The sequence below is a fragment of the Massiliimicrobium timonense genome, from assembly GCF_042850985.1.
In the GTDB taxonomy this organism is placed as follows: domain Bacteria; phylum Bacillota_I; class Bacilli_A; order Erysipelotrichales; family Coprobacillaceae; genus Allocoprobacillus.
The window spans coordinates 884258-896001 of sequence record NZ_AP031415.1 but is presented as its reverse complement, the minus strand read 5'-3'; the positions used below and the strand labels follow the sequence as shown (position 1 = coordinate 896001).

Annotated in this window: 13 protein-coding genes; 3 read left to right on the top strand and 10 right to left on the bottom strand. The window is 30.4% G+C overall.

What is annotated here, in order from left to right; translation table 11 throughout:
• The first annotated feature begins 189 nt into the window (after positions 1 to 189).
• The gene (locus tag ACGHJ8_RS04695) at positions 190 to 738 is read left to right on the top strand and encodes a biotin transporter BioY (protein WP_211965091.1); all 549 of its coding nucleotides are present in this window, start codon (positions 190 to 192) and stop codon (positions 736 to 738) included.
• Between the two features lie 135 nt (positions 739 to 873).
• Here ACGHJ8_RS04695 and ACGHJ8_RS04690 read toward each other — a convergent pair whose 3' ends face one another.
• From ACGHJ8_RS04690 to ACGHJ8_RS04660, 7 genes are all read right to left on the bottom strand, one after another.
• Positions 874 to 1407: a prolyl-tRNA synthetase associated domain-containing protein gene (locus tag ACGHJ8_RS04690; protein WP_211965424.1), complete on the bottom strand. Its 534-nt coding sequence runs from the start codon at positions 1405 to 1407 to the stop codon at positions 874 to 876.
• A 198-nt stretch (positions 1408 to 1605) separates the two neighbouring features.
• A complete protein-coding gene (locus tag ACGHJ8_RS04685; RefSeq protein ID WP_211965092.1) occupies positions 1606 to 2184 on the bottom strand; it encodes a helix-turn-helix domain-containing protein in 579 nt (192 codons plus the stop codon).
• 219 nt (positions 2185 to 2403) lie between these two features.
• On the bottom strand, positions 2404 to 3252 hold the full coding sequence (locus tag ACGHJ8_RS04680) for an S-adenosyl-l-methionine hydroxide adenosyltransferase family protein (protein WP_211965093.1): 849 nt from the start codon (positions 3250 to 3252) through the stop codon (positions 2404 to 2406).
• Between the two features lie 14 nt (positions 3253 to 3266).
• Complete coding sequence (locus ACGHJ8_RS04675) at positions 3267 to 4109, bottom strand: energy-coupling factor transporter transmembrane protein EcfT (RefSeq protein WP_087358115.1); 843 nt, start codon at positions 4107 to 4109, stop codon at positions 3267 to 3269.
• Entirely contained in the window at positions 4102 to 5805 is a 1704-nt protein-coding gene (locus tag ACGHJ8_RS04670) for an ABC transporter ATP-binding protein (RefSeq protein ID WP_390541973.1), read from the bottom strand. Before ACGHJ8_RS04670 ends, ACGHJ8_RS04675 begins: the two co-directional genes overlap by 8 nt.
• Positions 5805 to 6383, bottom strand: a complete 579-nt coding sequence (locus ACGHJ8_RS04665; RefSeq protein ID WP_087358113.1) for an ECF-type riboflavin transporter substrate-binding protein — start codon at positions 6381 to 6383, stop codon at positions 5805 to 5807. The genes ACGHJ8_RS04670 and ACGHJ8_RS04665 overlap by 1 nt, the downstream gene beginning before the upstream one ends.
• Positions 6384 to 6483: 100 nt before the next feature.
• Positions 6484 to 7341 (bottom strand): S-adenosyl-l-methionine hydroxide adenosyltransferase family protein, encoded by an 858-nt coding sequence (locus tag ACGHJ8_RS04660; protein ID WP_211965095.1) that lies wholly within the window; start codon positions 7339 to 7341, stop codon positions 6484 to 6486.
• A 177-nt stretch (positions 7342 to 7518) separates the two neighbouring features.
• Between ACGHJ8_RS04660 and ACGHJ8_RS04655 the strand changes: the two genes are divergently transcribed.
• Entirely contained in the window at positions 7519 to 9132 is a 1614-nt protein-coding gene (locus ACGHJ8_RS04655) for a nucleoside kinase (protein ID WP_087358111.1), read from the top strand.
• A gap of 68 nt (positions 9133 to 9200) precedes the next feature.
• On the opposite strand, the gene ACGHJ8_RS04650 is transcribed toward ACGHJ8_RS04655, so the two are convergent.
• From ACGHJ8_RS04650 to gpr, 3 genes are all read right to left on the bottom strand, one after another.
• Positions 9201 to 9503, bottom strand: coding sequence for a hypothetical protein (locus ACGHJ8_RS04650; RefSeq protein ID WP_087358110.1), 303 nt, complete (start codon positions 9501 to 9503; stop codon positions 9201 to 9203).
• Complete coding sequence (gene spoIIP / locus ACGHJ8_RS04645) at positions 9500 to 10210, bottom strand: stage II sporulation protein P (RefSeq protein WP_087358109.1); 711 nt, start codon at positions 10208 to 10210, stop codon at positions 9500 to 9502. The genes ACGHJ8_RS04650 and spoIIP overlap by 4 nt, the downstream gene beginning before the upstream one ends.
• Positions 10211 to 10298: 88 nt before the next feature.
• A complete protein-coding gene (gene gpr / locus ACGHJ8_RS04640; RefSeq protein WP_390541969.1) occupies positions 10299 to 11312 on the bottom strand; it encodes a GPR endopeptidase in 1014 nt (337 codons plus the stop codon).
• A gap of 76 nt (positions 11313 to 11388) precedes the next feature.
• On the opposite strand from gpr, the gene rpsT reads away from it, so the two are divergent.
• Positions 11389 to 11652 (top strand): 30S ribosomal protein S20, encoded by a 264-nt coding sequence (rpsT, locus tag ACGHJ8_RS04635; RefSeq protein ID WP_087358107.1) that lies wholly within the window; start codon positions 11389 to 11391, stop codon positions 11650 to 11652.
• The last annotated feature ends 92 nt before the right edge of the window (positions 11653 to 11744 follow it).

The window sequence follows — 11744 nt, the reverse complement described above, 5'->3', positions numbered from 1 at the left end:
TTATATAAAATGATAATTTTTCAATATTTTCTCATATTATTTGTCAATAAGACATGATTTTTATCATTGATGAATGGTATATAACATATCATATAGCATATAATTGTAAATCAAAATATAAATTACAGTTTACAATTATATTAACATCTGTTATGATAGCTATAACATTAAGAACAGGTGGTATATATTATGACAAAAGTAATCTCAAAAAACAAAACAAGTGATATTGTCTATATAGGTATATTCGCTGCGATGATATCAATTTGTTCATGGATAACTATTCCTGCAACTGTTCCATTTACCTTACAAACGATGGGCATCTTTACTGCGATTGGTATTTTAGGTGGTCAAAAAGGAACTTTAGCTGTATTGACTTATATTCTTTTAGGAGCAGTTGGTATTCCTGTATTTTCAGGATTTTCCGGTGGTATTGGTATTATTTTTGGCACAACGGATGGTTATATTATAGGCTTTTTATTTTCAGCAATACTTATGTGGAGAATAGAAGCAATATTTGGAAGAAATCAAATCGTTTTCATTCTTTCTATGATTGCTGGTCTTTTTGTATGTTATGCATTTGGAACAGCATGGTTTATGATGATCTATACTCAACAATCTGGACTTGTTGAGATTTCTACAGTTCTAGAGTGGTGTGTCATCCCATTTATTATACCCGATTTTATAAAAATGGCAGTGGCCCTTTTTTTAACAAAAAGACTCAAGAAAATATGCCAATAAAAATCAAGGAAATAAATAAAAAGAATATCATATTTGTTGTTAAAATATAGCACATATTCATAGGTAATATTATATCAATAAAAAATGAGAAAGATAAATAAAAACTCTATCTTCCTCATTTTTTCACAACATCTTTTAACATTGAATGATATAATAATCATGCTTAATAGAAGGCAAGACTTTCTCAAATAAATCTTTTGTCTTTATTTTCATACTTGTTGTATTGATACAAGGATGGAAACCAATATATTCCTCTTTGAGAATATCCTCATCTACAATGAGCTGTACATGACAATCCGTATCATTGATTAATCCTATGACACTCACTGAGCCAGGCGTTATATCAAGATATTCAAGCATTTTATCATCACTCGCAAAGCTTAACCTTGAACTATGAATCTGTTTTGATATATCTTTTGTTTTAAACTTTTTATGTCCTAATAACATCAACAAATAATATTGACTCTTGTTAGAATTGACTAAAAATAAATTTTTGCATATTGCTGCATCTAATTCCTCTTCAATTTTCACACAGTCTTCCATGGTCATAGCACTCTCATGATCAATACGCATATATTCTATAGAAAGAGAATCTAATAAGTCATAAACCCTGATTTCTTTTTTTAATCTATTCTCTATATCTATCGGTCTTCCTTTCATTAATACCATAAGATTATCACATCCTTTTTCATTCACATAAGAACATTATACTCCAATTCTTGATTTTTGAAATCTATTTTTCATTTCTTATAGATATGATAATTATCTATAAGAAATGAAAAGTAAAATAAAGAGTTAATAGTGTTGTTAGTCAAATTTATATTCATGAAAATTAAAGCCTATAACAAAAAAGACCTTTTGGTCTTTTTAAATTTGCAAAAGATATGCAATCATATAAGTGATGAAGAATGATGCCACTGCAACTCCAATAACAATCAGAAATGTTTGATAATGTCTTTTCCCTATTTCCTGATTTTTTTGAATTTCATCTAATGTTTTTCCTTCCGTAAATGCCAGGATTTCTTTATAGGTATGAATATCATATTTCTTCTTTTGCTTTTCTAATTGAAATGCATAATAAATAGCAACTCCATAAATCAGTATCCAAATAAAGATACCTGCAGCTTGTAAATAAGTCCATAATGGGACAAGTGATAAAACAGCGATAAGTAATAAAGCTCCATAAATAACAGCATTTTTATTGAACTTATTCACTTCTTCTTTTTCAATTTGATATTTCATCATTTCTAAATCTCCTTTCACTAATTGATCAATAGAGACATTGAAAATCTGACTTAATAAAACCAAACTATGAATATCTGGATAACTTTTATTTGTTTCCCAATTTGATATTGTCTGTCGCGTTACATAAATTTTCTCAGCTAACTGTTCCTGTGATAAATGTAATTGATCACGATATTTTTTAATTTGATTTCCAACTTGCATTCAATTCCCTCCTTGACAACTTCATAATAATCCATTGAGACTTTTCATTCTATCTAATTTCTTTGACATCCTGTTTTTGACCTTGTCAAAACATTTTGACAAGACCATATTATACATAATAGCTTATGATGAAACAACAAATTCAAATAATCATAGACATAAGAAAACTGCATTCCTTTATCAACAAATCTCAGAATGCAGCTTTAAAATTTATTTTTATTAATCAACTTTATGAAATTGAACTTTCCATTGAAGACCAGCTTTGACATGATAAGCATCTTTAAAACTTCCTTGATTTAATCCCAAAGAGATATAATTTGATGAAGAATTGAAAATCACTGGTTTTCCTATATCAACAAATCCAAAGGATTTCGCATAAGGAACCGTTTCATCAAAATAAATACCTTGTTCATTTTCTAAAACAACATGAATATAATCTCCTTCATGATAACCAACACGATTAAAATCTTCAGTCAAAACATTAAAAACAATACTTCCAAATGGATCAGAAACATTAGAAACAATACCTTGAATATCTTCATTTTTCACATCAGCTTTTAAATATTCATAATCCAATAAAACAATATCATCAAGAGAATAACTTTCCCCCACTTCTTCAAATGTGATTTGTCCACTGGCAAGTTTTGCGGCTGTGTAGGCAAATAAATCTCTTCCATGAAAAACAGATACATTCTCTGTTCCCTGATAACGGTTCTTTGTTTCATCAATTTCCCTGATAGCTTCAATTCCAACATTATAATAAACATGTGTTAAAGTCCCATTATCTGGTGTAATGACATAATTGCCATCCTTTAATAAAGCGACACTGGCTTTTCTAGGTGTTCCTACACCTGGATCAACAACAGATACAAAAACTGTTCCTTTTGGCCAAAATGGCTCTACATAGTTTAATTGTTGACTTGCTTCTAAAACATTAAATTTTTCAATTGTATGTGTGCTATCAACACATTCTAAAGAAGCATCTACTTGTTTACAGACACCTTTCATTGTCGCAACAAAAGGCCAATCCAAACTAAAATCAGTTTGCCATACAATACATGGTTTCATTTTCTTCCTCCTTGTTAAAATGGATACCAGACTTCAGATACATTAAAAAATATTCTCCCAATAATATATCCTACAACAAATAATCCTAATAAAATATAAACAATTTTAACTTTTTTATCATTTGGTGTTTCTTCATGTTCTGCATAATAACTACGTTTCTTTCCTTTACCGAACCCTCTTAGATCCATTGCATTAGAAATATTACCAATACGATCAAAAGAAGTGATGACTAAAGGGATTAAAATCAAAATATTTTGTTTAATACGTTTCAGTAGTCCTGTTTTCTTTGGATCCAATTCGACTCCTCTTGCCTGCATAGAAACTTTAATATTCTGATAATCTCTGGCAATATCAGGAATATAACGAAAAGCCATTTCTACAATTGTACAAATTTTATATGGAACTTTGCATGAGTAAAGGCCAGCTGCAAATTCACTTGGTGTAATCGCTAAAATAAAATCTAAAGAAATCAAGAAAGACGCAATCATTTTTAAAAAGCGTGATAATAAAAACCAGACTTCTTCATAAGTCACAATATAATAATCATTAAATTGAAACCAGATAGTTTCATGACCAAAATAAAGCATACCTAAATGAGGATTCGCTAAATAATATAAAAGAATATTCACCAAATTCATCACAACAACAAAGATAATAATATATCGTACTGATTTTAACTTAGGTCTTAATGAAATCAATCCAATAATACCTAAAATAAAAACCGGTAGAATTAATCTTAAATCAAATGACATAATTAAATATACAATGAGAACAAAGAATAAACGAACTTTTGTTGTTCCGGACAACTGATGTAAAAAAGTTTTACCGGGAATCAGATTAATGATAAAATTATTCATGACGGTTCATCCTTTCATGTTCAATAAAATGTTGTGTAAATGCATCACAAGGAAGACCTATGCGTTTTGCTAGAGTAAATAAAGATGTCTGTTTCAAATGAGCTCTTTGAATAATATCCTCATCACTTAATATTTTAAAGACACTATCATCACCAATGCAAGTTCCTTCACTAAAGACAATCGCTCTGTCTGTATATTCAATTGCTAAATGCATATCATGCGTAATGAATAATATTGTGATTCCATATTCTTTATTTAAATGGTCCAAAAACGTCATAATTTCCGTATAAACACGATAATCCTGTCCCGCTGTTGGTTCATCTAAAATCATAACACCAGGTTTCATAGCCAGAATAGAAGCAATTGTGACACGCTTTTTCTGTCCATAACTCAAAGCAGAAACAGGCCAATTTCTCATCGCATAGAGATTACACATTTTCAACGCTTCTTCAACATTTTTTTCAATATCTTCTTTTGAGTAATCATGCAATGTCAAACCTAAAGCCACTTCATCTTTAATCATATCTTTGACAATCATCTGATTAGGATTTTGCATTACATATCCAATCATTCCACCTATTTCTTTAATGGAATATTGCATATAATCTTGACCTTTCAGCAAAATCTGTCCCTTTGTTGGTCTTAAAATACCACATAATAATTTAGCGATTGTACTTTTACCAGCACCATTTTTTCCAACAATGGCGATTTTTTCACCTTTTCTTATCTCAAAAGAAACATTGTCAAGGATCTGATGATCAGACTGATATGCAAAAGATAAATCTTTTACCTCAATAATCACATCTTGTGGCTCTTGAGGTTTTGATGGTATTGACTGATGAAAATCATCAATAAGCTGTTGACGATAAGGCTCAAGATCAATATCCTGGATATGACTAATATGACCAGGCTGTAATTGACATCCGGCATTTTTTAATGCTGTAATATATAAAGGTTCTCTAATACCATTTTCTTTTAACAATGGACTTAATAAAAGTTCATCAGGTGTCATATCAGCAATAATTTTTCCTTCCTGCATTAAAATGACACGATCAACATGACGATATAAAACATCTTCTAAACGATGCTCAATAATCACAACTGTTTTCTTTTGTTCTCTATAAATACGGTCAATCAAATCAATAGCATCATTTCCCATCATAGGGTCTAAAGCCGCCAAAGGTTCATCGAACAGTAATATTTTCACATCATCATGCATGATACCAGCTAAAGCAACACGCTGTTTTTGTCCACCACTTAAATCATAAGGAACATGATTTAAGAATTCATGCATGTCTACCATTTTGGCTGATTGATATACACGTGGAATCATTTCTTCTCGTGGCATATTCTCATTTTCCAGTGCATATGCAATATCTTCACCAACAGACAATCCAACGAACTGAGCATCAGAATCCTGTAAAACTGTTCCAACTTGACTACTTAACTGAAAAATGCTAGATTGAACAACTTCCAAACTAGCAATTTTACAAGATCCCTGACATTCCCCATCATATGAAAACGGAATTAATCCATTGATACAATGAGCAAGTGTTGATTTCCCACAACCACTTGGTCCAAGTAACAACACTTTTTCTCCTTCATAAATCGTTAGATTAATATGCTTTAAAGTATCTTCAGTTTGAGATTTATATCGAAAACTAAAGTCTTTAAATTCAATGACAGGTTTTTTCATTATTCAGCTTTTAAGTTTCGACCACGAGAATTTCTACTAGCTAAAACTTTTAAAACTGGAATACCAATAACCAATAAAACAATAATATTAGAAATAGACCCAACAACAGATTGATATAAAGTAATTGTTAATTCTCCACCATACCATAAATATGTAAAGAATGGTGTCACCAATCCAAAACTAATACCACATCCAATCACACAAAGAATAGCATAAATAATCATATGTTTGACTTCAAAAATACCATCTTCAATATATGCCCCATATAATGGAAGTGCTCCAATAAACAATCCTAAAAATGCATTTCCAATAGACCAGTCAAACCAGAAACCTGAACCACTGATTAAATCAGCAATTACATTTCCTACTCCCGCAGCAACTGCAGCTGGAAGTGGTCCAAATAATCCTCCAACAATAACAGGAACAACCATAGCTGTTGTTAAACTGGTATTTGTAAAGATTCTAATTGAACCAAAATTCATCAATACACCAAATAATGCTGCTCCAATGGCAACCCCTACAATTGTTTTTGTATTCCAAACACCTATAAATTTTTCTAAAGTTGTCTTCTTACTCATAAGACACGCCCCTCTCTTTTTAATTATTTTTAAAATACAACAAAATAGTAAATCTTTCTCATTTTTTTGTCAATAAATTTATCTCTAACAAGCCTCATTGTTATTCATAAATTACTTTAGGTGCACGACGAATGCTGATTTTCCAATGAATACCCGTCCCAATGTTATAAGCTTTTGCAAAGCTTCCTTGATTAATAGCGACTGCCATATGATCTAAACTATTTGTGTATAACAATGTTTCTCCTGTTGATACATCAGCAAAGCTTTTTGCATAAACTAAAATATTTTTATAAACAATGCGATGTTCATGTTCAATACAAATCTCAACACGTTCACCAAAAGACACATGTAACTTTTTAAACATCTCTCTAGGAATATTTGTCCATAGACTACCAAAACGAACATCTAAAACATCAATCGTTCCATTGATGATATCATGATCCATCGTTGCTGGAATTGTCATTAACTCAACAATAGAAGCCACATCCACTTTTGAACCAATATCTTCAAAAGAAATAATACCAGCTGCTAACTTAGCAGAAGTATAGGCATAAATATCTCTCCCATGAAAAGTGTAACTTTCCCCTGAATGAGGTAATCTATTTTTAGTTTCATCAATTTCTCTTGCTTCTTCAATTCCAATTATTTTTTTAATATGTGTTAATGTTCCATTATCAGGTGTAATCACATATTGTCCACCTTTTGTTTTAACCGCAATGCTTCTTCTTGAAGACCCAACACCAGGATCAACAACCGAAACAAAAACACTCCCTTCTTTCCAATAATTCACAGTTTGAATCAAACGATAAGAAGCTTCCCATACATTATAAGGTTGTATATCATGTGTTAAATCAAATATCTTTAAATTCTCATCGACACTAAATGCAACACCATACATAGCACTGACAGCTCCATCAACTAAACCAAAATCCGTCTGTAATATTAATGGTTTTGACATATTTTTTTCCTCCTTCTTTTCTAACGTATTCTATTATACAAAAAAAATAGTTTTATTGAAAATATATTTTATCATCAACTATAATTCATCCCTATTGAAAATAAACGTATTAACCATCAAAAGAAAGATGTCAATAGATATCAAAACATGTTAAGATATGAATAAGGAAGTGAAACTATGTTATTAAATATTCAAAATCAACAGATTGAAATAGAAAAACCCATGCGTTTAGAAGACATTATCAAAACATATGATTCTAATCAGTCAATTTATGCAGGAATTGTTGATGGAAAACTATGTGAACTCACATATAGGATTGAAAAAAATGCATCCATTGAATGGGTTAAAAAAGATAGTATGATCGGTAAACAAATCTATGAAAGAACTTTGACTTTTGTATTTATTGTTGCAGTCAAACACCTCTTTAAAAATGCAAATATACATATTGAATTTACATTTCAAGATGGATTATATTGTTCTATTCAAAAAAATGAAAGTTTGACACCACAGGATGTCAATAAGATCAAACAAAAAATGTTAGAAATCATTCATAAAAAAGCAAAAATAACTCGTCATATATTACCAAAAAATCAAGCCATTGATTTTTTGAAAAAGAATCATTTAGAAGATAAAGCCGATTTATTACAATATCGTTCAAAAGATATATGCAGCATTTATGAAATGGAAGGTATCTATGACTATTTTTATGGTTTCATGCTGCCAGATGCTTCTTATCTTCACGATATTTCACTTCAATTCTTTGCTCCAGGATTACGCTTAGGACGTTATGATGTCACATTTCAACATTATAAACTCTTTCAAGTCATGAAAGAATATGAAGAATGGGGTAAACTTATTGATGTGGCTAATGTTGCGAAAATGAATGAAAAGATTATGAATGGTCAAACCAATGAACTCATGTTAATGTCAGAAGCGATGATTGAAAAGAAGTTATCTGAACTGGCATCATATATTGCGAAAGAAAAAGAACATTTAAAAATGATTTTAATTGCTGGTCCCAGCTCTGCTGGTAAAACAACATTTTCTAAACGTTTAGGTATTCATTTAAAAATCTTAGGAATGGATCCTATCACAATTTCTATGGACGATTTTTATTTAAACAGAACACAGACTCCACGCCTCCTAGATGGTAGTTATGATTTTGAAAACATTGAAGCTATAGATTTAAAATTATTCAATGAAACAATGCTTCAACTGATACATCATAAACCCGTTTACTTACCACATTATCATTTTCAAACAGGATTAAGAGAATACAACCAGCAGCCTACTGTATTATCTCCACGTCAAATTCTTATTATCGAAGGCATTCATGGACTGAATCCTCGTACGTCATACTATATTCCCGAAAATATGAAAATGAAAATATATATTAATGCTTTAACTCATCTCAATTATGATAATCATAATCGTATCCCGACATCAGATTATCGCCTCATTCGCCGTATAGCAAGAGATTATCAGTTTAGAAATGCTGATGCGACAGAAACAATCCGTCGCTGGAAAAATGTTCAAAAAGGTGAAGAACAGTACATTTACCCTTATCAGGAACAGGCAGATGTTATTTTTAATACATCTATGGTCTATGAATTAGCCATCTTAAAACCTATTGTTCAAAAATTATTATTACAAGTATCACCAAAGGAAAAAGAATATATAGAAGCACATCGTCTTTATAAACTCTTAGATTATTTTATAGCTGCCAAAGTTGATGTTCCTCAAATATCCATTTTAGCTGAGTTTATTGGCAATTCTATCTTTCAAGAATAAACACTTTTTTATATCCTTATAAAAAAAAGAATCCTTTCATTCAAAATAAAGGATTCCATCTATAACCATTAAAGAATATAAATTATTTTCAATAAAAACAAACTTATAAAATCAGAAAATATTTTGGCAAAAAATTCAATCACATTGACACAAAACTGACTTGTTGTTTTCATTAAAGAAGAAATTTGATTATCGCTTGTATCTTGTAAAGTCATCGGTGATTGAATTTCTTTTTGTGAAGCGACATCTTCTTCAAACTGCTGAATTTCTCTTTCAAACAATGTCTGCGAAACTTGATGATCACCAAAAAACAGACTGATGACACATATCAGAAGTAAGACACAACATAAATCAATCCAAAACTGTTTCATGCACTCAAATATTCATCTAAAACCATTGCTAAAATATTTAATGAGTTTTGTACTTCTTCATATGTGTTTTCATTTGCTCCCACTTCTATTAACATCATATTATCAGTGACACCTTGATTATAATGACTTTGTTTAAGATAAACACCTCGACATATTTTAGGAATTTTTTCATTCAACATATCAGCCAGTTTTTCACAACGCTTATTAACTTCACTATAATGAGAACTTCCTTTTCCTACTACAAACATGAGTTTAGCATAACTTTTATTATCTACTGTTATAGTAGATAAACTTTTTTTAATAGAATCTCTATGAAAGTCAATAACCAAATCATATTCACCATGTTCCTTGACAGCCTGTGATAAATATTTTTGTGATACTGTATATGATTTTGCATAATCTATATGATTTTTAGTTTTATACAACTCAAAATCCGTTGTTTCATAATCTACCTCATATCCTTTGTTTTCCAATAATTGCATTAAATAACGACTCCCTTCCTTAACCGACTTTGTCGCATATTTCTCACCTTGATGCGTATTATAAATATAAATTGATTTTCCATTAAGCTGTTTTTTGACATTTGTTGTTGTTAATGATGAAACAACATTTTCGACACTCTCACTATAAATATTTTGAAAAGGAAGATTCAATAAAATAACAATCACCACAATCAGCTTTAAAACAATTTTCATATTCTTATTCATGAATCCTTCCCTCCTTTTAACTATACAATGAAATATATGCAAAAAAAGTTCTTTTTAGTACATAAAAAGGAAATTCATTTTGAATTTCCTAATAAGTTAACTCATTGATGCTTGTTGATAATAGTTTTGCTAACATTTCAATATCAAAATCAATCTGTTTATCACTCATAACAAACTGATCTTCAATAGGATTTAAAACTTCATTTAATAATTGTATTCGCTTTTGTTCACTCAGTTGTCCTATCTCACCTAAAATTAAACGCCTTTGCACTTCATTAAGTCGTCCCTCATACCTTTTTCTTTTTCCTACCTTTAAAGCTGTAGACGGGTCTAAAGACTCTTTAAAATAGCCCTCCAATAAATTATAAACATCACTGACAAGACTTGAAACATGAATAACTGTTGGTACACCAATCGCAAGAACTGGTATACCCATTGTGGCTTCACTTATATTTTTACGATGATTGCCAATTCCACTTCCTGGATATATACCCACATTATTCATTTGAATGACACGACAGATTTTTTCATAACTTTGTGCACATAAAGCGTCAATCGCAATCACAAGATCAGGTTGAAATTCTTCAATCAAAGAAAGTAAAATATTAGCTGTTTCCATTCCTGTGTGTGCCATCACTCCGGGTGCAATACACATAGTATCATAATATTGATGACGATGCCTTTCTTCAATAGGATAATGATGTGTGGCACGTATTTGATGTAATGTTCGTGGTCCAATCGCATCACTCGTTAATGTTGGATTACCTAATCCTATCCATAAAATCAGTGGATCAATTTTCTTGACTTTATCCTTAATAAGTTGTGATAACTGTTTTTGAAAATGTTTAGACACTGTTTCATATTCTTGATAGTCTGGAAAACTAATTTCGATATATTTTCCAATATCATGAGGATAAAGTGAACTTGTCTGTAAAATCTCAAAGATTTCAATTGTGACATTTCCATCCTTTTTTTGATCATGTTTATAATCCTTATCTTTTGTTGCATAGGCTAATGATTCAATCGCTAAATCACTGCGTGTATAATATTTGTTCATATTCTCACCATAATAAGCATTACCAAAATAAAAAAATCTAATCAATTATCAATAAAACATTGCATTTATCATCTATTTTTGATAGAATAACAAAGCATAAGTCAAAGCGAGGTGAAAAAGAATGGCAAACATGAAACAACAAATCAAACGTTATAAAAACGACAACAAAAAACGTTTAATCAACAATTCTTATAAAAGTGCTTTAAAAACAGCAATTAAAAATGTAAGAGCTGAAGTTGAAGCTGGAAATAAAGAAGCTGCAGTTGCTGCATATAATGTAGCTGCATCTAAATTAGATGCTTCTGTCAGCAAAGGAATTCATCATAAAAACTATGCTAGTAGACAAAAATCTAAATTAGCTAAATTAGTAAACTCTATCGCTTAATGAGATAGAGTTTTTTATTTGTTTAATATGTCAAGTTTTCCTGACACACTTTCATTTATGTTCTAAAATAAAAGTGTAAAGAAAACTTGTCA

What these genes read in the sequence shown, in the direction of transcription:
- spoIIP (WP_087358109.1), bottom strand. Translation starts at nt 10,210, where the DNA reads ATGAATAAGAATATGAAAATTGTTTTAAAGCTGATTGTGGTGATTGTT.
- ACGHJ8_RS04665 (WP_087358113.1), bottom strand. Translation starts at nt 6,383, where the DNA reads ATGAGTAAGAAGACAACTTTAGAAAAATTTATAGGTGTTTGGAATACA.
- ACGHJ8_RS04690 (WP_211965424.1), bottom strand. Translation starts at nt 1,407, where the DNA reads ATGGTATTAATGAAAGGAAGACCGATAGATATAGAGAATAGATTAAAA.
- ACGHJ8_RS04650 (WP_087358110.1), bottom strand. Translation starts at nt 9,503, where the DNA reads ATGAAACAGTTTTGGATTGATTTATGTTGTGTCTTACTTCTGATATGT.
- ACGHJ8_RS04695 (WP_211965091.1), top strand. Translation starts at nt 190, where the DNA reads ATGACAAAAGTAATCTCAAAAAACAAAACAAGTGATATTGTCTATATA.
- ACGHJ8_RS04655 (WP_087358111.1), top strand. Translation starts at nt 7,519, where the DNA reads ATGTTATTAAATATTCAAAATCAACAGATTGAAATAGAAAAACCCATG.
- ACGHJ8_RS04685 (WP_211965092.1), bottom strand. Translation starts at nt 2,184, where the DNA reads ATGCAAGTTGGAAATCAAATTAAAAAATATCGTGATCAATTACATTTA.
- rpsT (WP_087358107.1), top strand. Translation starts at nt 11,389, where the DNA reads ATGGCAAACATGAAACAACAAATCAAACGTTATAAAAACGACAACAAA.
- ACGHJ8_RS04680 (WP_211965093.1), bottom strand. Translation starts at nt 3,252, where the DNA reads ATGAAACCATGTATTGTATGGCAAACTGATTTTAGTTTGGATTGGCCT.
- ACGHJ8_RS04675 (WP_087358115.1), bottom strand. Translation starts at nt 4,109, where the DNA reads ATGAATAATTTTATCATTAATCTGATTCCCGGTAAAACTTTTTTACAT.
- ACGHJ8_RS04670 (WP_390541973.1), bottom strand. Translation starts at nt 5,805, where the DNA reads ATGAAAAAACCTGTCATTGAATTTAAAGACTTTAGTTTTCGATATAAA.
- ACGHJ8_RS04660 (WP_211965095.1), bottom strand. Translation starts at nt 7,341, where the DNA reads ATGTCAAAACCATTAATATTACAGACGGATTTTGGTTTAGTTGATGGA.